The following is a 23,340-nucleotide window of genomic DNA, read 5'->3' as shown; positions in this document are numbered from 1 at the left end:
TCAACCCGTTATCCCGGCGGACGCCGGGATGAGCGGAGTTCAAAGTATTGCTTCACCCGCCCCCGACGAACTGCACCAGCTCGATCCGATCGCCCTCGGCCAGCGCCGTTTCGCCGTGCAAAGAGCGCGGCACAATCTCCAGATTGCGCTCGACCGCCACCTTCTTCGGGTCCAGCGACAACTCCTGAACCAGACCCAGAATGGTCGTGGCGGCGGTGTCCCGCCCCTCGCCGTTGACTTCGATACGCAAACTGTTCGCTCCAAGGGTGCGCGCGGAGGGCGAGCCTCGCTCAATTAGCGGTGATAATGGGGGTTTGCATCCGAGACATCAAATCCCTGAGCCAATGACCGCAAACGACCCGTAGCGGACATTTCCAGGCCAGGTCGCGATGGCAATGAACGCCCGATTGCGGATAATCTGCGTGAGCCTACTATGACCTATGAATAGATTTTCGCGGATCATCTCGGCAGGACTTCTAGCAAGCGCGCTCGGGCTGTCTGCCTGTGACCCTGGCTTGGATAGCAGGCAGATTATAGCTCGGGTGGTATCGCCCGACGGCAAGCGCGATGCGATCTACGCAACGAATCTGGGCGGCGGCGCGACTGTTGGGCCCTATGAGGAGGTGTTTGTCGTGGACCGAGGTGCTTCGCTACGGATGAGCGAGCGAGTTGCTAGTCTAGAGAGAGTTTGTCATCTCGACGTGCGTTGGCTGGACGATGATCTAATCGAAATCACTTATTTTGCGCGACGAGCGACAGAGGACCGGAGTGTGTCCAGACCGGCTTCCGTTGGCGTCCGCTACCGGTGGCTGGGGCGGGACGCTGCGAACGGCTGCTAACCACCCTTAACGGACGCTGACAGCGCCCGCCTGAGAGCGCCTCCGAGCCTCCTGCGCCGTGCTGCACCTGCCCCGGCGTCAACCTTTTCAACGGCCCGCTTTGCGCCGCGCCACACCTGAGCTACAACGCGCGCTCGATTCCGCGCGGACACGGCGCGCCTGTTTTGCGAGCGAATGCCCGAAACCCTGACTCTCTACGTCCTGAACGGCCCCAACCTGAACCTTCTCGGGGTTCGGGAGCCGGATATCTATGGCCATGAGACCCTGGCCGACGTGCAGGCCATGTGTGAGGCGGCGGCCGGCGGCGCGCGCGTCGTCTTCAGGCAATCGAATCACGAGGGCCAACTGGTCGACTGGATTCAGGAAGCCCGGAGCGAGGCCAGCGCCCTGGTCATCAACCCCGCCGCCTTTACCCATACCTCGGTGGCCCTGCTGGACGCGTTGAAAACGTTGAGCCTCCCGGTCGTCGAATGCCACCTGTCGAACCCCGCCGCCCGCGAGGCGTTCCGGCATCATTCCTATGTTTCCCTGGCCGCGACCGGCGTCATCGCCGGCTTCGGTCCCCGCAGCTACGAACTGGCCGTCCGGGCCGCTCTGGACCTGGCGCGCCGCGCCGGGGCTCAGGGCTGACCCCCTCGCGCCGCAAGAAGATCAAGTAGAAGAGACCCCCATGTCCGACGACAAGCACAAGAACGAAGGCATCGACGCCGGCCTGATCCGCAGCCTGGCCGACATCCTCAACGAAACCGACCTGACCGAGATCGAGGTCGAGCGCGGCGAACTGCGTATCCGCGTCGCCCGCGAAATCACCATGACGGCCGCTACGCCGATCCAGTACGCCGCCGCGCCGGTCGCGCAGGCCGCGCCCGCCGCCGCTGCTCCGGCCGCCATGCCGTCAGACCCGGCCACCATGGTTTCGCGCAAGGGTGAAGAAGTGAAGTCGCCTATGGTCGGCACCGCCTACCTGCAAGCCTCGCCGGAAGCCCCCCAGTTCGTGAAGCCGGGCGACAAGGTCAAGAAGGGCCAGACCCTGCTGATCGTTGAAGCCATGAAGACCATGAACCCGATCCAGGCGCCGCGCGACGGCGTCGTGGCGGAAATCCTGGTCGGCGACGCCCAGCCCGTCGAATACGGCGAAGCTCTGGTCCTGCTGGAAGCCTGAGACCCGATATGTTCACCAAGGTCCTGATCGCCAACCGCGGCGAAATCGCCCTGCGCATCCACCGGGCGTGCAAGGAGATGGGCATTTCCACCGTCGCCGTGCACTCCGAGGCCGATCGCGGCGCCATGTGGGTGCGGCTGGCTGACGAAAGCGTCTGCATCGGCCCCGCGCCGGCGGCCAAGTCCTATCTGAACATCCCGCAGATCATCGCGGCGGCGGAAATCACCGGCGCCCAGGCGATCCACCCGGGCTATGGCTTCCTGTCCGAGAACGCCCGCTTCGCCGAGATCATCGAGGCCCACGGCCTGACCTTCATCGGTCCCAAGCCCGACCATATCCGGGTCATGGGCGACAAGATCACCGCCAAGAAGACGGTCATGGAGGCGGGCATTCCCGTCGTCCCCGGCTCTGACGGCGAGGTCGAAACCGTCGAAGCCGCCATCGAGGCGTCCAAGACCATCGGCTTCCCCCTGATCGTCAAGGCGGCCGCTGGCGGCGGCGGACGCGGCATGAAGGTCGCCCTGACCGCCGATGATCTGGTCGAGGCCGTGCAGACGGCTCAGACCGAGGCCAAGGCCGCCTTCGGCAACGGCGCCGTCTATATGGAGCGCTACCTCCAGAAGCCGCGCCACATCGAGATCCAGGTCATCGCCGACAGCCACGGCAACGTGGTCCATCTGGGCGAGCGCGACTGCTCGCTGCAACGCCGCCACCAGAAGGTGCTGGAAGAAGCCCCCTCGCCCGCCCTGTCGGCGGAAGGCCGCAAGGCCATCGGTGAGACGGTCAACAAGGCCATCGCCGCCATCGGCTACCTGGGCGTCGGCACCATCGAGTTCCTGTGGGAGGACGGCGAGTTCTTCTTCATCGAGATGAACACCCGCCTGCAGGTCGAACACCCGGTCACGGAAATGATCACGGGCGTCGATCTGGTCCGCGAACAAATCCGCATCGCCGCCGGCCTGCCGCTGTCCTTCACGCAAGAGGACATCCATTTCGAAGGCCACGCCATCGAGGTGCGGATCAACGCTGAAAACGCCGAGACCTTCACCCCGTCGCCCGGCACCATCACGGACTTCCACGCCCCCGGCGGCCTGGGCGTGCGTCTGGATAGCGCCATCTACGCCGGCTATTCGATCCCGCCCTACTACGACAGCCTGATCGGCAAGCTGATCGTGCATGGCCGCGATCGCGAGGAAGCCCTGGCTCGCCTCAAGCGTTCGCTGGGCGAGATGGTCATCGGCGGCGTCGACACCACCATTCCCCTGTTCCAGAAGCTGTTGCAGGAGCCGGACATCCTGTCGGGCGACTATGACATCCACTGGCTGGAAAAGTGGGCCGCCGCCCAGAAGGCCAAGGCCTAACCCCTCTTGGACGAACCCGAGTTCAGCGCCAGCAGCCCCTCCAGCGTCTTCGGACCCGAGGCGTTGCTGGCCTGCTACGCTCGGGGCGTCTTCCCCATGGCCGAAGCGCGCGACGATCCGCGCGTCTTCCTGGTCGAGCCGGACCAGCGGGGCGTCGTGCCGCTGGATCGCTTCCACATTCCCACGCGCCTGCGCCGCACCGTTCGGGGCGAGCCCTATCAGGTGCGCGTCGATACGGCCTTCAATGCCGTGCTGGACGCCTGCGCCGCCTCCATGCCGGGACGCGAGGACACCTGGATCAATGATCCGATCCGCCGCCTCTATCTGGAACTGCACGCGCGCGGCCACGCCCACAGTATCGAGTGCTGGCAGGACGAGGTTCTGGTCGGGGGTCTCTACGGCGTGACGCTAGGCGGCGCCTTCTTCGGCGAGAGCATGTTCAGCCGGGCGCGCGATGCGTCAAAGGTCGCCCTGGTGCATCTCGTGGCGCGGCTGCGGCTGGGCGGCTGGAGCCTGCTGGACGCCCAGTTCCTGACCGAGCATCTCAGCCAGTTCGGCGCCGTCGAGACGCCGCAGGCGGCCTATCTGCGGCTGCTCAAGCCCGCCCTGCGCCTGACCCCGGACAAGTCGGCCCTGACCGCGCCCCTGACAGGCGCGGAGGCCGTGACCTATGCCTTACAGCCGACCACCCAGGCGTCGTAGATCGGGTGTTGCAGGCCGCTGATGGCCGGCGACGAGGCGAACATCCAGCCCTTGAAGATCTGGCGGGCCTCGGTCGGCACGGCGATGCCGCGCGGCTGAACCCCGACTTCCAGGTAGGCGATGGCGTCCTCGGTCTGCTCGTCCGAGGCCGAAACCTCGCAGGCGCGCGCGCTGAAGATCAGGGTCTTGTTGAAGCGCACCGGGCGGCCGCCGACCTCGACCTCGAACAGCATCGATTCGGCCGTGACCTTGTCGATGGCCTGAATGATCGCCACGGGCCGACGCTGGCGGCGACCGGGTGTGGCCACGGCCTCAGGCACAGGCTTGGGCGCCACGGCCTCGACTTCCGGAGGAACGTCTTCCTGAACCGCCGCGATCTCGGCCTCAGGCGTCGCCACGACGACAGGCGCGCCGGGGGCCGCCGTCGGAACGGTCGAAGGCGACGCCGGCGTCGCCGGAGTTTGGGGTGAAGGGGCTTGGACAGGCGCCCGGTTGGCGTCCCGCAGCGCATCACCGACCGGGTCCTGGATCGGAACCGCGTCCTGCGGCAGATCCATCAGGGCGCTGGCCATGCCGGCGCCCGCGACCGCCAGTCCCGCTGCGGCCACGCCGACGAGCAGGAGGCGGCGTGCGGTCATTCCGGGCTCCAGGCCTGATAGTCGCCGGTGGCGGCGGGACGCTTGCCTTCATTGACCAGCGAACCCTGCGGTCGCCACGCCATCGGCGTGCCGGTCATGTTGGGCAGGTGATCCTTTTCCCAGGCGCGGCGCGGCAGCGGCTTTTCGGCCGGGGTCTCGTCATAGGTGTAGCGCAGCCAGCCCTGCCATTCCGGCGGAACCTTGGTCGCCTCGGCATAGCCGTCATAGATGACCCAGCGGCGCTTGCGGCCGTCATAGCTGACGTTGTCGCGCGACTGGTAATAGCGGTTGCCGAATTCGTCCGTGCCGACCAGTTGGCCGCGCTTGCCGACGGTGAACAGGGTGCCGATCGTGGCGCCGTTCCACCAGGTGAAGATCTTGCTCAGCACGTCGTCGTACTCACTTGTATCCCGCCGCTCGGGGAGGTCCGACGACGCAAGCGCGATCATAGAAACCGCAGCCGTCCGCGTCCAGTCCGAGCGAAGCGCACAGCGTCGCCGCTCGACATCAACATCTTGGGGGTAACACGCCCCAAAGGCCCAAGATTTATTGAAACGACTTTTGAGGCGTCGTTAATGTGCTGATCAGGACACGCGCGGAGACGTCAGATGCGCATCAAGGCCCGTTTCGCCCCCCTCGCCGCCACCGTGGCGCTTGAACCCCGTCGGATTGAACGCCCTGGCGTCGTGACGTCGATGCTGGCGCCCGCCGACTGGTCCGATGCTCGCGTGGAAGCCTGGCTGGACTGGGCCGACAGCCTGCCGACCGACCTGCCGCAGGACGTCGCCGCTCTGGACGAAGATCATGCGGCCTTGCTGGGCGGCGCCGCCGACCGCTGGGCCCATCGCCTCGGCGCCTGGGGCCGGGAACTGGGTCTGTTCGACAGCGCCGACGACGCCGAGACCTTCACCGACGAGCTTTGGGCCTCCCTGCTCCTCGGTCTTGCTGCGCCCGGCGCCGCCGAGCGTCCTTCCGCTGACGCCTACCTCTCCCTCAGCGAACCGGGCGCCACGCGGCGTCTGGCCGACCTGACTGCGGCCCGTCGCGGCGCGCGTCTGGCCGCCCAGGCCGCGGAGGCCCTGTCGGAAGCGCTCGCGGGTGTCGCCGACGCCGTGGACCGCTGCCAAGGCCCGCGCGACGCCTGCGCCGATCCGTCCGCCAACCCCGCCCTGGCCCGCGCCGCTCTGACCGCCCGCCGCTGCGGCGCCGGCGACGCCGACATCATCCGCGCCGTCGAGGGTGAAAGCCCCGTTATCGCCGCGCCCGCCCCGACTCGACACGGCCTCACGCCCGTCCTCGCTCCGCGCGACAGCATCGCCTCGGGCGGTCCCGAAGCCGCCGCGGTGGCCGAGGCCGCGCTGGAAGGCGATCTGGCCCTGACCTTCACGCCCCGCGACGCCGAGGCCCTGTCCGACGCCGCCCTGGAGGCCCGGACCGCCCTCCACCTGCCCGCCCTGGCCGCCTTCACCGGCGAGGGCTTCGATGAGGCTCTGGACGATCTGAGCCGCCTCTGGGTCATTGCGCTGGAGATCGAGACAGCCATCGGCGTCTCCGCCGACGCCGGCCGACGCGACGCCGTGCGCCCCATCGCCATTGGCCTGTCTGGTCTGGCCGACTGGGTCCTCGCGACCAACGCCGACGACGCGACCGCTCTCGCCGTCTCGATTGGCGCGCGACTGTCCGCCGCCGCCAACGCCGCCTCGGCGGACCTCGCCGCCCGGCTTGGTCCCTGCGCCGAATGGGACGCCGTCAGCGACGAGGTCGTGGACGCCGCCGCCCAGCGCGGTCAGGACGTCAAGACGCTGAAACGCGGCGGTCGCCGTCACGCCGCCATCAACCTGTTCGTGCGCGACGCCGAACTGGAACTGCGCCTCGGCGCCTCGCCCTTCGCCGCGACCGACCTGTTCCAGACCGAGGACGGCGAGACTGAGCGTCGTCTGCGTCCCTCGCTGGCCCGCGCCATCGCTCGCGCCGGCGGCGACGTCGAGGACGCCGAGCGCCGCCTGTTCGGCCGTCGTACCCTGATCGGCGCGCCAGGGGTCAACCATTCGGCGCTGCGCGACCTGGGCTTCACCGATGTCGAGCTTGAGGCCGTCGAGCTCGCTCTGGGACAGACCGACCAGTTGTCTGCGGTCTTCGCCCCACCCGTCCTGGACGCGGGATTCATCGGCGATGTTCTGGGCCTGTCGGTCGAGGACGGCGCCGACCTGCTGCCGCGCCTGGGCTTCGACGCCGCCGCCATCGAGGCTGCCCGCGCCTCAGCCTTCGGTCACGCCGATCTGTGCGGCTGGGAGGCTGCGCCCCAAGCGCTGCAAGGCCTGCTGGCGGCCGATCCCGCCGCCTTCGAGGCCGAACTGCGCCGCGCGGTCGAGCCTTTCAGCGACGTCCCCGACATGACCCCCGACCTTATCGACTGGCGCGCCGGCCCGCTGCAAGCCGCCCGCGCCCTTGGCGAGGCCGCGCGTGAAGGTCGCCGCGCCGTCGCCCTGCGCCGCTGTGCGCCGCCCGCCGGCTTCCGGCTGGACCTGGCTGAGCCGGAAAACGCCCCGTCCCGCCGCCCCGAGCCCGAGGCCAGGACCGTCGAACGGGTGATCGAAAAGGTCATCGAGCGCGACCGCACCCGCCGCAAGCTGCCCGACCGCCGTAAGGGCTATATCCAGAAGGCGGCTGTCGGCGGCCACAAGGTCTATATCCACACCGGCGAATACGAAGACGGTGAGCTGGGCGAGATCTTCATCGATATGCACAAGGAAGGCGCCGCCTTCCGCAGCCTGATGAACAATTTCGCCATAGCCATCTCGATCGGCCTGCAATACGGCGTGCCGCTGGACGAGTTCGTCGACGCCTTCGTCTTCACCCGCTTCGAGCCGGCAGGCCGCGTCACCGGCAATGATTCGATCCGCTCCGCGACCTCGATCCTCGACTACATCTTCCGCGAACTGGGCGTCTCCTATCTCGAGCGTCAGGAACTGGCCAACGCCGAGCCCGAGGGCAATCCAGATGGTCTGGGCGCGGCGACGAACGACGCCGAACCGGTTCCCGCCGCCCGCTTCATCTCCAAGGGCTTCGCGCGCGGGGCCGCCCCCGACAACCTCGTCGTCGTCCCATTTGGGCGCAAGGCCGAGACGCCGCGCGACGCCGCCCCGACCGAAGCCGTCGCCTGTCCGGCCTGTGGCGATCTGAGCCTGCAGAATCGCGGCGGCGGCTGGATTTGCGACACCTGCGGGGCCGCGCCGCAGATGCAGGGCTGACCCAGACGCCCTTGCGGCCCGCTTCTTGCTGCGAGAGCGTCAAATCCCGGAGCCTTCGCATGAACCGTCTCGCAATCGCACTCGCCGCCGCTCTGGTCGCCGCGGTCGCCCTTCCCGCCGCCGCCCAGAACGCCTCCCAGATCACCAGCGTCCGCAACGGCGCCAGTTGCCCCGGCTGCAACCTGTTCCAGGGCGACTTCTCGGGTCTGGAGGTGCGCGGCCTCAATCTGGCCGGCGCCCGTCTGCGTCAGGCCGACCTCAGCCTGAGCGTCATGAACCGCACCCGCTTCTCGCGCGCCGACATGCGCGACGTCGAGGCCTATGGCGGCGTCTTCTCGGGCTCGAACTTCGCCGGGGCGGACCTGACCAACGCCAGCTTCGTCGGCGCCTATCTCGACGGGGCTACCCTTTCGGGCGCCCGACTCAGCGGGACCAACCTGTCGGGCGCGCAACTGGCGCGGGCCGTCGGCCTGACCCAAAGCCAGCTCAATCAGGCCTGCGGCGACGACGCCACCGTCCTGCCGTCGGGCCTGCGCATTCCCGCCTGTTGAAGGTCGCCTTCGTTACCGCGATTTAAGTAGGGTTATTCGGCCAGCAGGCGCATCTAGATAGCGTGATGAAACGCCCGCTCGCCCTCCTCCGTCGCCTGGCCCCCGCCGCCGCCGCCCTCACCGGCGGGTTGGCTGGCGTGCTGGTCGCCGCCCCCGCTTTCGCCGGGGTGGTGAACCTGTCGCAGATGCAGGACCGCGACGTGGCGCGCATGGTCTCGCTGGGCGGCAGCTGCAATCGCTGCGAACTGTCCGGTCGCGACCTGTCGGGCGCCACGTTCACCGGCGCCAGCTTCACCAACGCCACCCTGGTCGGCGCCACCCTGCGCGGAGCCGAACTGCTCGGCTCCAACTTCGCCGGCAGCGATTTCAGCCGCGCCGACATGCGCGGCGTCGAGATGATGGGCGCCAACTTCACCAGCAGCACCTTCATCAGCGCCAACCTGACCGGGGCCGAGGCCACCGGCGCCAATCTGATCAGCACCAACTTCCAGGACGCCAACCTGTCCTCGGCCGAGTTGAACGGCGCCAACTTCAACCGGGCCGTCCTGACCCGCACCAAATTCAACAGCAGCGAGATGTTCGGCGCCACCCTGGCCAATGTCCGCGCCACGGGCGCCGACTTCTCCAACGCCGAGATCAACGCCTCCAACCTGACCAACGGCGTCTTTGATCGGGCCTCGTTCCGCAACGCCTCGCTGGACAGCGCCCGTCTGACCGGGGCCAGTTTCGACGGCGCCAACTTCTCGGGTGCCTCGATGACCCGCACAGACATTCGCGGCGCCGACCTGTCCGGCGCCCGCGGCCTGACCCAGGATCAGGTGCATGACGCCTGCGGAGACGGCGCGACCCGCCTGCCCGGCGGCTTGACCGTGCGCTCCTGCGGCGGCGTCCGCGTCATCCGTACGCCCCCGGCCCCGCCCGCGCCGCCGGTCCCGCCGCGCCAGCGCAATCTGGTCGTCGCCTCCGGCCACTAGGCCAAGCCAGACCCCCAAACAAAAAGGGCGGCCCGCGAAGGCCGCCCTTTTCAATTCGGCTGACGCCGCCGCCTACTTGAGCGGCAGGGCCGTGCGGATCGACAGTTCCTTCAACTGCTTTTCGGCGGCCTCGGCGGGCGCGCTCATCAGCAGGTCCTGGCCCTGCTGGTTCAGCGGGAAGGCGATGACCTCGCGGATAGCCGTCTGGTTGGCCAGCAGCATGACGATACGGTCAATGCCCGGGGCCAGACCGCCGTGCGGCGGGGCGCCGAAGCGGAAGGCGTTCAGCATGCCGCCGAACTGCTCCTCGACCACGGAGGCGTCGTAGCCGGCGATCTCGAAGGCCTTCAGCATGATCTCGGCCTTGTGGTTCCGGATCGCGCCCGAGCACAGCTCATAGCCGTTGCAGACGATGTCGTACTGATAGGCGCGGATGGTCAGCGGGTCCTGGGTTTCCAGCGCCTCCATCCCGCCCTGCGGCATCGAGAAGGGGTTGTGGCTGAAGTCGACCTTCTTCTCTTCTTCCGACCATTCGAACATCGGGAAGTCGACGATCCAGCAGAACTTGAACTGCTCTTCGTCGACCAGCTTCAGCTCGGTGCCGACGCGGGTGCGGGCCAGACCGGCGAACTTGGCGAAGACGGCGGGGTCGCCGGCGGTGAAGAAGGCGGCGTCGCCCTTGCCCAGACCCAAGCTCGCCATCAGGGCCTCGGTCGGCTCCTGGCCGAGGTTCTTGGCGATCGGGCCGCTCCAGGCCTGCTGGTCGTCCGACCAGAAGATGTAGCCCAGACCCGGCTGGCCCTCGCCCTGCGCCCACGAGTTCATGCGGTCGCAGAAGGCGCGCGAACCGCCGGTCGGGGCCGGGATGGCCCAGACGGCGTTCTTGGCGTCCGCGCCCAGGATCTTGGCGAACAGACCGAAACCACCGTCGCGGAAGTGGTCCGACACGTCCTGCATCTTGATCGGGTTACGCAGGTCCGGCTTGTCCGAACCGTACCACTTCATCGACTGGGCATAGGTCAGACGCTCAAAGCCCTTGTGCTCGAACGTCTCGCCGAAGTCGTTGGTGAAGGTATGGACGCCGTCGATGGGCGAGACCGGCTTGCCGTCGCCAAACTCGTTGAAGACGCCGTTCATCAGCGGCTCGATGGCGGCGAAGACGTCTTCCTGCGTGACGAAGCTCATCTCGACGTCGAGCTGATAGAATTCCAGCGAACGGTCGGCGCGCAGGTCTTCGTCGCGGAAGCAGGGCGCGATCTGGAAGTAGCGGTCGAAGCCCGAGACCATCAGCAGTTGCTTGAACTGCTGCGGGGCCTGCGGCAGGGCGTAGAACTTGCCCGGATGCATGCGCGACGGCACCAGGAAGTCGCGCGCGCCTTCCGGCGACGACGCCGTCAGGATCGGAGTCTGATACTCGAGGAAGCCCTGCTCGACCATGCGCTGGCGGATCGAGTGGATGACCTTGGAACGCAGGACGATGTTCTTGTGCAGGGTCTCGCGGCGCAGGTCGAGGAAGCGGTTCTTGAGGCGGATTTCCTCAGGATATTCCGGCTCGCCGAAGACCGGCAGCGGCAACTCGGCGGCTTCCGACAGCACTTCAACGGCCAGGACGCGCACTTCGATCTCGCCGGTGGGCAGGTTGGCGTTGGTGGTTTCGGCCGAGCGGCTGACCACTTCGCCGTCGATCTTGATGACGCTTTCGGCGCGCAGACGCTCGACGGCTTCAAAGCCCGGCGTCTCCGGGTGCAGCACCAGTTGGGTCAGGCCATAGTGGTCGCGCAGGTCGATAAACAGAAGCCCGCCGTGGTCGCGCTTGCGGTGAACCCAGCCCGACAGACGAACATTCGCGCCCGCATCCGTCGAACGGAGGGCGCCGCAGGTATGGGTGCGATAGGCGTGCATGATCGGATATCGTCTGAAAACGGCTGTAGAACAGCGTGAATTAGGAGGGGCGAAAGGCCCATCATCGCCCCGGAAAGTCAAGGCTGGCGGCTAAATCCACAGCGCCGCACGGTTGTCCACCGCCCCAGAGAACCTGCCCACAGCGCATCTGGCGGCCTCTGCTATGGTTCAGGTCATGACCGCCCTCGGGACCGACATCCATCAACTGCGCCTGCCTCTGCGGCAGGAAGCGTCGCAACGCGCGGCGGATTTCGTCGTGTCCGAATCCAATTCGGCGGCCAGCGCGGTGCTGACGATCTGGCCCGAGATGGCCGGTTCCGTCCTGTCGATCTTCGGCCCGCCCGGCAGCGGCAAGAGCCATCTGGCCGCCGCCTGGGTCGAGCGCACCGGCGCGGTGGCCCTGCACGGGGCCGAGGCCGCCCTGGTCGATCCGCTGGAGTTGGAGGGCCAGTTCGTCCTGCTGGACCGCGCCCAGGACGCCGACGACGAGAGCCTGTTCCACCTCATCAACCTGACCCAGTCCGGCGGCGGCGCCCTGTTGCTGGTGTCGCGCGATCCGCCCGCAGCCTGGGCCTGCGACCTGCCCGACCTGCGCTCGCGCCTGAACGCCATCCGCACCGTGGGCGTCGAGGCCCCCGACGACGCTGTGCTGGGCGCCATGCTCAAGCGCGCCTTCGCCACCCGCAACATCACCCCGGGCGAGGAAGTGATCGACTATCTGGCCCGCCGCATCGACCGCTCCGCCGCCGCGGTTGAACGCATCGTCGACCAGTTGGACGCCTATCACCGCCCCGTCACACGGGTTCTGGCCCGTCAGGTTCTCGGCGACAGCGACGAACTGTCTGACTGATCGGGTCAGATCGCGGTTGCAGCCGTCACAGGGCCGCGCGACAACAGTCAAATGACTGAAATCGCGCCGATCGCCGTCGACACCACCGGTGAGGAAGTCCCCTCCTCGCGCGCCCCGCAGCTGGAGCTGTCCGAGGCGCTGATGGGCTCGCCCGATCGCTTCATCAACCGCGAGCTGTCCTGGCTGGCCTTCAACGGGCGCGTGCTCGAAGAAGCCGCCAACGAGGGCCATCCGCTGCTGGAGCGGGTCCGCTTCCTGTCGATCTCCGCCAACAACCTCGATGAGTTCTTCATGACCCGCGTGGCGGGCCTGAAGGGGCAGGTGCGCGAGCGCGTCCGCGTCGTCTCGCCCGACGGTCTGACCCCCGCGGAACAGTTGGAGCAGGTCAACGCCGCCGCCGGCGGCCTGATGGCCGAGCAGCAGAGGCGCTGGCGCGTCCTGCGCAAGGAAATGGCCGCCGCCGGCATCGAGGTGGTCGAAGGCTCCAAGATCACCCGCACCGAGCGCGAGCGGCTGGAGCCCGAGTTCCTGAACCAGTTGTTCGCCGTGCTCACGCCCATGGCCATCGACCCGGCCCACCCCTTCCCCTTCCTGCCCAACCTCGGCTTCTCGCTGGCGCTGAAGCTGCGCCGGAACAGCGATAACCGCATCCTCTACGCCCTGGTGCCGGTCCCGACCCAGGTGCGGCGCTTCTGGGCCCTGGCCACGGACGGACGCTCGGCGCCGGGGCGCAAGCGCTTCGTCTCGCTGGAAAACCTGCTGCTGCTGTTCATCGACCACCTGTTTCCGGGATGCGAAATCCTGGAAAAAGGCCTGTTCCGCCTGATCCGCGACTCGGACATCGAGATCGAGGAAGAGGCCGAAGACCTGGTCATGGAGTTCGAGGAGGCGCTGAAACAGCGCCGCATGGGCTCGGTCGTCCGCATCAAGATCCAGGCCTCCATGCCCGAGGATCTGCGCAACTTCATCATCGCCGAACTGCACGCCCAGCCGCAGGACGTGGTTCTGGTCGAGGGCATGCTGGGGCTGGCGCAACTGGCCGAACTGATCCCCGGCGGCCACCCTGACCTGAAGTTCAAGGGCTATGAGCCGCGCTACCCCGAGCGGGTGCGCGACAACGGCGGCGACATCTTCGCCGCGGTCCGCGAAAAGGACATGCTGATCCACCACCCATTCGAGAGCTTCGACGTGGTGGTTCAGTTCCTGCGGCAGGCGGCGCGCGACCCCAACGTCATCGCCATCAAACAGACCCTCTATCGCACCTCCAAGGACAGCCCCATCGTCGCCGCCCTGATCGAGGCGGCCGAGAACGGCAAGAACGTCACCGCCCTGATCGAGCTCAAGGCGCGCTTTGACGAAGAGGCCAACCTGCGCTGGGCGCGGCAGATGGAACGGGCCGGCGTCCACGTCGTCTTCGGCTTTGTGGAATACAAGACCCACGCCAAGCTGAGCGTGGTGGTGCGGCGCGAGGGCGAGGCCCTGCGGACCTACTGCCATTTCGGCACCGGCAACTATCACCCGACCACGGCCAAGATCTACACCGACCTCAGCCTGTTCACCTGCGAGCCGGTGCTGGGCCGCGACGCCACGCGGGTGTTCAACTACATCACCGGCTACGCCGCACCGGACGAGCTGGAGGCCCTGGTCGTCTCGCCGCTGAACATGAAGACCAGCCTGCTCGAAATGATCGGCAAGGAGATGTCGGCCGCCGCCAAGGGCAAGCCCGCCGCCATCTGGGCCAAGATGAACGCCCTGGTCGATCCCGAGATCATCGACGCCCTCTATCGCGCCAGTCAGTGGGGGGTGCGGATCGAACTGATCATTCGCGGCATCTGCTGTCTGCGTCCGGGCGTGCCGGGTCTGTCTGAGAACATTCGGGTCAAGTCGATCGTCGGCCGCTTCCTGGAGCACAGCCGGATCGTCGCCTTCGCCAACGGCCACGACCTGCCCAGCAACAAGGCCAAGCTCTACATCTCGTCCGCCGACTGGATGCCGCGCAACCTGGATCGCCGCGTCGAGCTGATGACGCCCATCCTGAACGCCACCGTCCACGATCAGGTGCTGGATCAGATCATGGTCGCCAACCTGAAGGACGACGCCCAGAGCTGGACCCTGGCCGCGGACGGAACCTATCGCCGCGTCACGCCCTCCGGTTCGGACCGTCCCTTCTCGGCGCACAAGTATTTCATGACCAACCCCAGCCTGTCGGGCCGCGGGCGCAAGGTGAAGACCCTGCCCGGCGCCCTGTCCTATTCGGGACTCAAGCCGCGGAAGCGCCGCTGATGGGCGTCGAGGCCGAATACCCGTCGCGTCAGATCGCGGTCATCGACATCGGCTCCAACTCGGTGCGCCTGGTCCTCTACCGGCTGGAAGGCCGCGCGGTCTGGACCATGTTCAACGAGAAGGTCCTGGCCGGTCTGGGGCGGGATCTGGCGGCGACCAAACGCCTGTCCGTGCCGGGCGTCGTCTCGGCCATGACGGCCCTGCGCCGCTTCGCCGCCCTGATCGAGGGCGTTCAGCCGGATCAGACCATCGTCGCCGCCACCGCCGCCGTGCGCGAGGCCGAAGACGGGGTCGAGTTCTGCGCCCGCGTGGCCGCCGAAACGGGCTTGCAGGTCCGCGTGCTCAGCGGCGAGGAAGAAGCCCGCTATTCCGCGCTCGGCGTCCTGGCCGGCGCGCCGGGATCGCAGGGCGTGGCCGCCGACATGGGCGGCGCCAGCCTGGAACTGACCCGCATCGGCGACGGCGGTCGCCACCGTCCGCTGGACAAGGGCGTGACCCTGCCGCTCGGCCCCTTCGCCCTGACCGATCCCAAGGGATTCGACATCGACCGGCTGCGCGCCCGGATCGCCAAACGTCTGGCCCCCGTGGCCGCCCCCTTCGCCAGCGAGGCCCTGCACGCGGTCGGCGGGGCGTGGCGCAGCCTGGCCCAGATGCACATGGCCATGACCGACCATCCGCTGCGGATCGTCCACGAATACGCCATGACCGCCGCCGACGCCCGCGATCTGGCCCGCCTGGTGGCGCGTCAGTCCAAGGGCGCGCTGGAAAAGCTGCCGGGCGTGTCAAAGCGCCGGGCCGAGACCCTGCCCTACGCCGCCTTGGTGCTGGATGGCCTGATTGAGGCCCTGGGCCTGAAGTCGATCACCTTCTCCGCCTGGGGCGTACGCGAGGGCCTGCTTTACGCCGGCCTGTCGCCCGAAATGGCGGCGGTCGATCCCCTGCTGGCCGGTTGTTCGGCCTGGGGCGGCCGTCAGGGCGTCGACCCGGCTCTGCCCCGTGCTCTGGACGGCTGGCTGCAGCCCGTCGTCTCAGCCATGCCGGAGGCCTTCGGCGAGGAACGCGACGCGGTCCTGACCTCTTCGGTCTGTCGTCTCGCGGACCTCGGCGCGCGCCTGCATCCTGACCACCGGGTCGATCTGGTCTTCGATCAGGTCCTGCGCTCACCCATTCCAGGCCAGACCCACGCCGAACGCGCCTTTCTGGCCGTGGCCATGAACGCCCGCTATGGCGGCGAGGCCAAGACGCCCGCTCCCGGCGCTGTGGACCGCCTGCTGTCTGCCCCGGGCCAGAAGCGCGCCCGCGCCCTTGGCCTGGCCATGCGGCTGGCCTGCGACCTGTCGGGCCGCTCGCCGCAACTGTTGGCCAACGCCGCCGCCACGGTCGAAAAGGGCGCCCTGCGGATCACCGCCGCCGAGGGCTACGCCGACATGCTGCTGGGCGAACAAACCCGCCGCCGCGCCAAGGCCCTGGCCGAGGCCATGAACCTGACGCTGAAAATCTAGGGAACGACCATGCCAGTCACCGGAATCGGCGGCTTCTTCTTCCGCGCCAAGGACACCAAGGCCCTGGCCGACTGGTATCTGACCCACCTCGGCGTCGGCGCGCCGGAAAACGTCTGGATATGGAACCAGCAGGCAGGGCCGACGGTCTTCGCCCCGTTCAAGGAAGACAGCGACTATTTCGCCGCCGATCACCGCTGGATGCTGAACCTGCGGGTCGAGGGTCTGGACGACCTGATCGCCTCCCTGACCGCCGCGGGGATCGCGGTCATCACCAAGCCGGAATGGGACGCTGCCCCCGAGATCGGACGCTTCGCGCGCATCCATGACCCCGAGGGCAATCCGATCGAGTTGTGGGAGCCGGCGTCGCCGCCGGCTTGATCCCGACTAACCTTCGATCTCGACGACTTCGACCCGCGAGCCGTTCAGCACCAGAGCAATCTCGCCGCGCTTCAGCTTCAGCGCGTCGTCGCCGAACAGCTGGCGACGCCAGCCCTTCATGGCTTCGACGTCAGCGTTGTCGTCGTTGGCGATCTTTTCCAGATCGGCGACGTTGGCGATCAGCTTGGTGGCCACGCCGGCGTTGTCGCTCTTGGCCTTCAGCAGCACCTTCAGCAGTTCCACCACCGAGGGCGGCGCCGGCTGGCTGTGGGCCGGACGTTCCAGCTTGGGCGCATGGGCTTCCGGGTCGGCCAGGACGCGCTTCAGTTCCGCGGCCAGTTCCAGACCCAGGCGCGAACCGCCAAAGCCCTTGGGCACGGAACGCAGGCGGTTGAAGGCCTCGGGATCGGTCGGGGCCTGGGTCGCGATCTCATCGATGCCTTCATCCTTCAGGATGCGGCCGCGCGGCTGGTCGCGTTCCTGCGCGGCGCGCTCACGCCAGACGGCGGTGGCGACGAAGGCGGCCAGATATTTGGCGCTGAACTTCTTGGGCTTCAGACGCTTCCACGCATTCTCCGGCGTGGTGTCATAGAGAGCCGGATCGGTCAGGGCGCCCATTTCGGACATGACCCAGTCCAGACGGCCTTCTTTTTCCAGGCGGTCGCGCAGCTTGGGATAGAGGGCGGCCAGGTGGGTCACATCGCCCAGGGCATAGACCAGTTGCGCCTCCGACAGCGGACGGCGCGCCCAGTCGGTGAAGCGGCTGCCCTTGTCCAGTTCCTGGCGCAGCATCTGGCGGACCAGCTGTTCATAGCTGACTTGATCGCCGAAGCCGGCGGCCATGGCGGCGACCTGGGTGTCGAACATCGGCTTGGGCATGGCGCCCAGGCGGTTGAAGATTTCGACATCCTGACGGGCGGCGTGGAAGACCTTGATGATCGATTCGTCGCGCAGCAGCGCGAGGAAGGGCTCCAGGTCCAGTTCCTCGGCCAGCGGGTCGATGATCGCGGCGTCGGTGGGCGAAGCCGCCTGGATCAGGCACAGCTTGGGCCAGTAGGTCGTCTCGCGCATGAACTCGGTGTCGACCGTGATAAACGGGGCCTTGGCCAGCCGTTCACAGAACTCGATTAGCGCGTCATTGGTGGTGATTGGCGTCATTCCGATGCTATAGCCCCGCGCGACGCCGTTGTGGCAAGAGCGCCGCGACAGATTTTCGCCCCCGATTTCGAGCCGTGACCGATGAGCGACACCCCAGAAGCCCCGAATTCCGGCCTCACCTACGCCGATGCGGGCGTGGACATCGACGCCGGAGAAATGTTGGTCGACGCGATCAAGCCCCTCGCCAAGTCGACTCGCCGCCCCGGCGCCGAGGCTTCGCTGGGCGGATTCGGCGCCCTGTTCGACCTGAAGGCCGCCGGTTTTGAAGACCCGCTGATCGTCACCACCACGGACGGCGTCGGCACCAAGCTGAAGATCGCCATCGAGACCGGCCGTCATGACGGCGTGGGCGTCGATCTGGTCGCCATGTGCGTCAACGACCTCTTGGCGCAAGGCGCCGAGCCGCTGATGTTCCTGGACTACTACGCCACGGGCAAGCTGGACGTGGACGCCGCGCGCCGCGTCGTCGCCGGCATCGCCGAGGGCTGCCGTCAGTCGGGCAGCGCCCTGGTGGGCGGCGAGACGGCCGAAATGCCCGGCATGTATTCGGGCGGCGACTATGATCTGGCCGGCTTCTCGGTCGGCGCGGTCGAGCGCGGTCAGGTCCTGCCCTATCTGGACCAGCAGAAGGCCGGCGACATCATCATCGGCCTGGCCTCGTCGGGTCCGCACTCGAACGGCTATTCGCTGATCCGCAAGGTGGTCGAGAAGTCCGGCCTGGCCTGGGGCGACGACGCCCCCTTCGCCAAGGACCGCACCCTGGCCCAGGCCCTGATGGAGCCGACCCGCATCTATGTGAAGCCGGTCCTGCCGCTGATGAAGGCCGGCCTGATCAAGGGCGCGGCCCACATCACGGGCGGCGGCCTGATCGAAAACCCGCCGCGCTGCATCGCCGAGGGCCTTCAGGCCGCGTTCGACTGGAACGCCTGGGCCCTGCCCCCGGTGTTCCAATGGCTGGGTCAGGTGGGCGGCATCTCCGACCACGAACTGCGCCGCACCTTCAACTGCGGCGTCGGCTTCATGCTGATCGTCTCGCCGGAAAACGCCGAGCCGGTTCTGGCCGCCCTGCTGAACGCCGGCGAAGAAGCCTTCATCTGCGGACAACTGGAAGCCGCCTGAACTTCCAACGCCGAAATGACAAAGGCCCCGGTCGCGAGACCGGGGCCTTTTTCTTTGGCGCTGAGCCTGGGCCCAGATCAACGAACCCCGCCGTTCTGGGTCTCGTCGTAGAACCTGGCCAGATCGACGTGCAGTTCCTCCAGCGCCTTGCGGCTCGTGTACATCATGTGTCCGCCCTCATAGTAGGTGAACTCCAGGTTCTGGCGCAGCCTGGGCTCCAGCATCATCTGGGCCAGGTCGTACTCGGTCGAGAAGAAGGGCGTGGCGGCGTCGTAGTAGCCGTTCAGCGACAGCACCTTCAGATGTGGGTTACGCCGCATAGTCGTGGCCAGATCGACCGCCGTGTTCGGCGTGGTCTGCATCCCGCCGACCGGCGGCCGGTGGCTCCAGTTCCAGTTGAAGCCCGGCAGGCCGCGCGCCGACTGGCGATAGTCCATGTCGGTCCGGTAGTTCAGCGTATTGGCGATGTAGTCGTTGAAGATGCCGAAATAGGCGCCGGTGACGGCGCTGCTCGACGGGTCTTCTTCCGGCTCGCCGCCCACGGCGTCGGCGTCCATGCCCAGATAGCGGGTGTCCAGACGGCCGATGGTCTCGCGCCGATCCCGCAGCAGCTCCTTGCGGAACGGCGACAGCTCGACCCGCAGGTTGGCGTTGTCGATGAAGGTGGGCGAAACGCCGATCAGTTCGCTCATCTGCTGGGCGATCTGGGCCCGCTCGGCGTCCGAGATCATGTGCCCCTTGGCCAGGGCCGCCGCATAGGGCCCCATGGCGAAGTCGCGCGCACGCTGGACGTGGGCCTCGACCGTCGCGGGGCGGTTCGGCACCTTGTTGTGATACCAGGCCGTCGCCGCATAGGTCGGCAGCAGGGTGATGAAGTTCTGCGCATAGCCCGGCTGGCGCACGCCGTAGTTCATGATCGACGACAGCAGGATGACGCCATTCAGCGACATCCCCCGGCTTTCCAGCTGATGCGCCACCGCCCCGGTGCGCAGGGTGCCGTAGCTTTCGCCCAGCACGTACTTGGGGCTGGACCAGCGGTTGAACTTGGAGGTGTAGCGCATGATGGCGCGGGTGAAGGCGTCCGCGTCCTGATCCACGCCCCAGAAGGCCGAACCCGGCGTCTCGGCCAGGGGGCGCGAATAGCCGGCCCCGACCATGTCGATGAAGACCAGGTCGCTCTTGTCCAGCAGGGTCATGTCATTGGGACCGACGTTGAAGGGCGCCGGGCGCTCGACCACCGGATCATCGGTCAACACGCGCACGGGGCCGAATGCGCCCATGTGCAGCCACACCGTCGGCGAGCCCGGCCCGCCGTTGTAGAGGTATGTCACCGGACGGCGCCCGACCGGCTGCCCGTCCAGGGTGTAGGCGACATAGAACAGGCTGGCCGTCGGCATCCCGGCGTCGTCGCGGATCGTCAGGGTGCCGGCTGTGGCCTTGTAGCGCATGGTGCGGCCGTGGGCGGTGATCGAATGGCTGGTCGTCACCTCCTTCTCTTCCGGCGTGGCGCGGGCCCAGTTGCGCTCGACCTGCTCGGCGTTGGCGTTGCGCAGACGGTCGGCGGCCGAGCGGACCGGGCCGGAGCCGCCCCCGGACGCGTCCTGCGCCATGACGGTCATGGGCGCGGCCAGCATGGCCGCCGCGCAGGCGACGGTAAGCAGATGACGCATTGTGAAACTCCCCCTCACGCGCCGGACACCCCGGCGCCGGGACGCTAGCGCCAAGCTGGGCACTCCGGCAACGGACTTTGTACCGTCCCGAATAACGACATGGGCTTGCCAAGCAGCGGCTGCGGCCGCATCCCTCGCGCGTCCTCCCCGATCCGACGACCGAGCCGCGCCATGCCGACTGAAACCGCCCAGCCCCCGATCCCGAGGCCCAAGACGCGCGTGGCCGTGCTGATCTCCGGCTCCGGCACCAACATGGCCTCGCTCATCGCTGCGGGTCAGGCGGCTGACGCGCCGTATGAGGTCGTGGTCGTCATTTCCAACATCGCCGACGTAGCCGGTCTGGATAAGGCGCGCGCCGCCGGGGTCGAGACCCTGACGGTCGAGCACAAGCCGTTCGGCAAGGACCGTGAGGCGCATGAGCGCGCCATCGACGCCCTGCTGGTGGAACGCGAGGTCGAGGTCATCGCCCTGGCCGGCTACATGCGCCTGCTGACGCCCTGGCTGGTGCAGAAATGGGCGGGGCGGATGCTGAACATCCACCCGTCGCTGTTGCCCCTCTATCCGGGCCTCAACACCCACGCCCGCGCCATCGCGGCCGGCGACGCCGAGGCGGGCTGCACCGTCCATGTGGTCACCGAGGGCGTCGATGAAGGCCCCGTCCTGGGCCAGGCGCGCGTGCCGATCCTGCCCGGCGACACGGCCGACACCCTGGCCGAACGGGTCAAGGAAGCGGAACACACCCTCTATCCACGGACGCTGGCGGCCTTCGTCACGCGCCAGAGGCAGGCCTAACCTTAACGATTTTTAATGCGACAGGCGGTCGCAGGGGGGAGCAGGTTCCCGGCCAAGATCGGCCCGGCCCTGTCGGAGACCGCTCGCTGTTTCCACATGGGAAGACCCGATGTCCAAGACCCGCCTGATGGGCGCCGCCGGCCTGGCGCTCGCCTTCGCGCTCTCCGCCCAAGCCGCCTCGGCCCAGAACGCCCACGCCGGCCACGCCGCCGCTGCCGACGCCCCTCAGATCCACCCCTGGGGCTTTGACCTCGGCGGTCGCGACCTGGCGGTGAAGCCCGGCGACGACTTCAACGAATACGCCAACGGAACCTACCTGCGGAACACCGAAATTCCCTCGGACAAGGCCCGTTTCGGCCCGTTCGACGTCCTGTACGAAAACGCCCAGGGCCAGCTGAAATCGATCATCGAGGCCAGCGCCGCCAACCCCACCAACGCCAACGCCCAAAAGGTCGGCGCCCTCTACGCCAGCTTCATGGACGAAGCCCGCGTCAACCAGTTGGGCGCCCAACCCCTGGCCGCTGACCTGGCTGCCGTCCGCGCCGTCGCGGACCACAGCGGCATGGCCCGCCTGATGGGCGAGAGCCACGCCGGCTTCGGCGGCTCCCTGTTCGGCGTCGATGTGTTCGAGGACCTGCAGAACCCTAACCTCAACTCGGCCTACATGGGCCAGGGCGGCCTCGGCCTGCCCGACCGCGACTACTACCTGAAGGCCGACTTCGCGCCTCAGCGTGAAGCCTATGTCGCCTACATCACCCGCGCCCTGACCGCCGCCGGTTGGGACAACCCGGCGCAGGCCGCCGCCGACATCCTCGCCTTCGAGACCAAGGTCGCCGAGAAGCACTGGACCACGGTCGAGCGTCGCCAGATCGACAAGATCTACAACCCGGCCCCCACCGCAGACCTGGCCAAGCTGGCCCCCGGCTTTGACTGGACCGCCTTCCTGCAAGGCGCCCAGATCTCCAACGTGCCGACCATCGTCCTGATGGAAAACACCGCCATCCCCGGCATCGCCCAGGTCTTCGCCGACACCTCGCTGGACACGCTGAAGGCGTGGGAAGCCTTCCAGATCGTCGATCAGGCCGGGCCCTATCTGTCCGACGCCTTTGTCGACTCGCGCTTCGAGTTCCGCGGCAAGACCCTGCGCGGTCAGCCCGAAAACCGTCCGCGCTGGAACCGCGGCGTGGCCCTGGTCGACGGCCAGCTGGGCGAGGTTCTGGGCCAGGAATACGTTCGCCTGCACTTCCCCGCCTCGTCCAAGACCCAGATGGAGGCCCTGGTCGCCAACCTCAGCGCCGCCATGACCGAGCGCCTGAAGAAGCTGGACTGGATGAGCGAGCCGACGCGCGAGCAGGCCCTGCTCAAGATGTCGAAGTTCGGCGTCAAGATCGGCTATCCCGAGAAATGGCGCAGCTATGACGGCCTGGAGCTGTCCGCCGGCGACCTCTACGGCAACGTCGAGCGCGCCTCGGCCTTCGACTGGGCCTGGAAGCGCGGCAAGATCGGCCAGCCGGTCGATCCGCTGGAATGGGGCATGACGCCCCAGACGGTGAACGCCTACTACAACCCGCCGCGCAACGAGATCGTCTTCCCCGCCGCCATCCTGCAACCGCCCTTCTTCGACCCGCACGCCGATCCGGCGGTCAACTATGGCGGCATCGGCGCCGTCATCGGCCACGAGATCACCCACGGCTTCGACGATCAGGGCCGCAAGTCGGACGCCGACGGCGTCCTGCGCGACTGGTGGACGCCCGAGGACGCTGCGCGCTTCGACGCCCGCGCCAAGGTCCTGGGCGCCATCTACGATGCTCAGGAGCCGATTGCGGGCACGCCCATCAACGGCGACCTGACCATGGGCGAGAACATCGCCGACCTCGGCGGTCTGCTGATGGCCCTGGACGCCTATCACCGCAGCCTGAACGGCCAGCCGGCGCCCGTCATCGACGGCCTGACCGGCGACCAGCGCGTCTTCCTCGGCTGGGCTCAGGTCTGGCGCGAGAAATCGCGCGAGGCCGCGCTTAAGGAGCAACTGACGACCGACCCGCACTCGCCGGGCGCCGCCCGCGCCTCGACCCCGCCGCGCAACATCGACGCCTGGTACGCCGCCTTCGGCGTCACGCCCGATCAGGCGCAGTACATCGCCCCGGAAAGCCGCGCCCGCATCTGGTAAACGGCGCGTCCGACAGCGGACACGAAAACGGCGTCAGC

20 protein-coding genes are annotated in these 23,340 nt (G+C 67.8%); 14 read left to right on the top strand and 6 right to left on the bottom strand.

Annotated elements, in window-relative coordinates:
* Positions 1-52: 52 nt before the first annotated feature.
* Positions 53-250 (bottom strand): sulfur carrier protein ThiS, encoded by a 198-nt coding sequence (gene thiS, locus P0Y52_05540; protein ID WEK59005.1) that lies wholly within the window; start codon positions 248-250, stop codon positions 53-55.
* 763 nt (positions 251-1,013) lie between these two features.
* Between thiS and aroQ the strand changes: the two genes are divergently transcribed.
* From aroQ to aat, 4 genes are read left to right on the top strand one after another with little or no spacing between them, the layout of a single operon-like run.
* Positions 1,014-1,469 carry a type II 3-dehydroquinate dehydratase gene (gene aroQ, locus P0Y52_05535; GenBank protein WEK59004.1) on the top strand — a complete coding sequence of 152 codons (456 nt, stop codon included), beginning with the start codon at positions 1,014-1,016 and terminating at the stop codon, positions 1,467-1,469.
* 40 nt (positions 1,470-1,509) lie between these two features.
* Positions 1,510-2,001 carry an acetyl-CoA carboxylase biotin carboxyl carrier protein gene (gene accB, locus P0Y52_05530; GenBank protein WEK59003.1) on the top strand — a complete coding sequence of 164 codons (492 nt, stop codon included), beginning with the start codon at positions 1,510-1,512 and terminating at the stop codon, positions 1,999-2,001.
* An 8-nt stretch (positions 2,002-2,009) separates the two neighbouring features.
* Positions 2,010-3,362: an acetyl-CoA carboxylase biotin carboxylase subunit gene (gene accC, locus P0Y52_05525; GenBank protein WEK59002.1), complete on the top strand. Its 1,353-nt coding sequence runs from the start codon at positions 2,010-2,012 to the stop codon at positions 3,360-3,362.
* 6 nt (positions 3,363-3,368) lie between these two features.
* The gene (gene aat / locus P0Y52_05520; protein ID WEK59001.1) at positions 3,369-4,064 is read left to right on the top strand and encodes a leucyl/phenylalanyl-tRNA--protein transferase; all 696 of its coding nucleotides are present in this window, start codon (positions 3,369-3,371) and stop codon (positions 4,062-4,064) included.
* On the opposite strand, the gene P0Y52_05515 is transcribed toward aat, so the two are convergent.
* The gene (locus P0Y52_05515) at positions 4,031-4,702 is read right to left on the bottom strand and encodes a DUF2155 domain-containing protein (protein ID WEK59000.1); all 672 of its coding nucleotides are present in this window, start codon (positions 4,700-4,702) and stop codon (positions 4,031-4,033) included. The two genes, aat and P0Y52_05515, sit on opposite strands and share 34 nt — an antisense overlap.
* Positions 4,699-5,091, bottom strand: a complete 393-nt coding sequence (locus P0Y52_05510) for an NADH:ubiquinone oxidoreductase subunit NDUFA12 (protein WEK58999.1) — start codon at positions 5,089-5,091, stop codon at positions 4,699-4,701. The genes P0Y52_05515 and P0Y52_05510 overlap by 4 nt, the downstream gene beginning before the upstream one ends.
* A gap of 219 nt (positions 5,092-5,310) precedes the next feature.
* On the opposite strand from P0Y52_05510, the gene P0Y52_05505 reads away from it, so the two are divergent.
* From P0Y52_05505 to P0Y52_05495, 3 genes are all read left to right on the top strand, one after another.
* Positions 5,311-7,953 carry a TSCPD domain-containing protein gene (locus P0Y52_05505; protein ID WEK58998.1) on the top strand — a complete coding sequence of 881 codons (2,643 nt, stop codon included), beginning with the start codon at positions 5,311-5,313 and terminating at the stop codon, positions 7,951-7,953.
* A gap of 59 nt (positions 7,954-8,012) precedes the next feature.
* The gene (locus P0Y52_05500; GenBank protein ID WEK58997.1) at positions 8,013-8,504 is read left to right on the top strand and encodes a pentapeptide repeat-containing protein; all 492 of its coding nucleotides are present in this window, start codon (positions 8,013-8,015) and stop codon (positions 8,502-8,504) included.
* 65 nt (positions 8,505-8,569) lie between these two features.
* Entirely contained in the window at positions 8,570-9,478 is a 909-nt protein-coding gene (locus P0Y52_05495) for a pentapeptide repeat-containing protein (protein ID WEK58996.1), read from the top strand.
* Positions 9,479-9,550: 72 nt separating this feature from the next.
* Here P0Y52_05495 and aspS read toward each other — a convergent pair whose 3' ends face one another.
* Positions 9,551-11,380, bottom strand: coding sequence for an aspartate--tRNA ligase (gene aspS / locus P0Y52_05490; GenBank protein WEK58995.1), 1,830 nt, complete (start codon positions 11,378-11,380; stop codon positions 9,551-9,553).
* 175 nt (positions 11,381-11,555) lie between these two features.
* On the opposite strand from aspS, the gene P0Y52_05485 reads away from it, so the two are divergent.
* Genes P0Y52_05485 through P0Y52_05470 form a run of 4 tightly spaced genes read left to right on the top strand, consistent with a single transcriptional unit; the run spans position 11,556 to position 16,393 of the window.
* Positions 11,556-12,230 carry a DnaA/Hda family protein gene (locus P0Y52_05485; protein ID WEK58994.1) on the top strand — a complete coding sequence of 225 codons (675 nt, stop codon included), beginning with the start codon at positions 11,556-11,558 and terminating at the stop codon, positions 12,228-12,230.
* Positions 12,231-12,281: 51 nt separating this feature from the next.
* Positions 12,282-14,513, top strand: coding sequence for an RNA degradosome polyphosphate kinase (locus P0Y52_05480; GenBank protein WEK58993.1), 2,232 nt, complete (start codon positions 12,282-12,284; stop codon positions 14,511-14,513).
* Positions 14,513-16,015: a Ppx/GppA phosphatase family protein gene (locus P0Y52_05475; GenBank protein WEK58992.1), complete on the top strand. Its 1,503-nt coding sequence runs from the start codon at positions 14,513-14,515 to the stop codon at positions 16,013-16,015. The genes P0Y52_05480 and P0Y52_05475 overlap by 1 nt, the downstream gene beginning before the upstream one ends.
* Before the next feature lie 9 nt (positions 16,016-16,024).
* Positions 16,025-16,393: a VOC family protein gene (locus P0Y52_05470; protein ID WEK58991.1), complete on the top strand. Its 369-nt coding sequence runs from the start codon at positions 16,025-16,027 to the stop codon at positions 16,391-16,393.
* A gap of 6 nt (positions 16,394-16,399) precedes the next feature.
* On the opposite strand, the gene rnd is transcribed toward P0Y52_05470, so the two are convergent.
* Complete coding sequence (rnd, locus tag P0Y52_05465; protein WEK58990.1) at positions 16,400-17,551, bottom strand: ribonuclease D; 1,152 nt, start codon at positions 17,549-17,551, stop codon at positions 16,400-16,402.
* Positions 17,552-17,632: 81 nt separating this feature from the next.
* Between rnd and purM the strand changes: the two genes are divergently transcribed.
* Positions 17,633-18,670 (top strand): phosphoribosylformylglycinamidine cyclo-ligase, encoded by a 1,038-nt coding sequence (gene purM / locus P0Y52_05460; GenBank protein WEK58989.1) that lies wholly within the window; start codon positions 17,633-17,635, stop codon positions 18,668-18,670.
* A gap of 77 nt (positions 18,671-18,747) precedes the next feature.
* Here the strand turns inward: purM and P0Y52_05455 are convergent, their stop codons facing one another.
* Positions 18,748-20,340, bottom strand: coding sequence for a peptidase S10 (locus P0Y52_05455; protein ID WEK58988.1), 1,593 nt, complete (start codon positions 20,338-20,340; stop codon positions 18,748-18,750).
* Between the two features lie 171 nt (positions 20,341-20,511).
* On the opposite strand from P0Y52_05455, the gene purN reads away from it, so the two are divergent.
* Together purN and P0Y52_05445 are read left to right on the top strand one after the other, a co-directional pair.
* Positions 20,512-21,132 (top strand): phosphoribosylglycinamide formyltransferase, encoded by a 621-nt coding sequence (purN, locus tag P0Y52_05450; protein WEK58987.1) that lies wholly within the window; start codon positions 20,512-20,514, stop codon positions 21,130-21,132.
* Between the two features lie 109 nt (positions 21,133-21,241).
* Entirely contained in the window at positions 21,242-23,302 is a 2,061-nt protein-coding gene (locus P0Y52_05445; protein ID WEK58986.1) for a peptidase M13, read from the top strand.
* The last annotated feature ends 38 nt before the right edge of the window (positions 23,303-23,340 follow it).

It is taken from the genome of Candidatus Brevundimonas phytovorans (genome assembly GCA_029203145.1).
GTDB lineage: Bacteria > Pseudomonadota > Alphaproteobacteria > Caulobacterales > Caulobacteraceae > Brevundimonas > Brevundimonas phytovorans.
The sequence above is the reverse complement of the archived record's forward strand: the minus strand, read 5'-3'. Positions and strand labels throughout refer to the sequence as shown.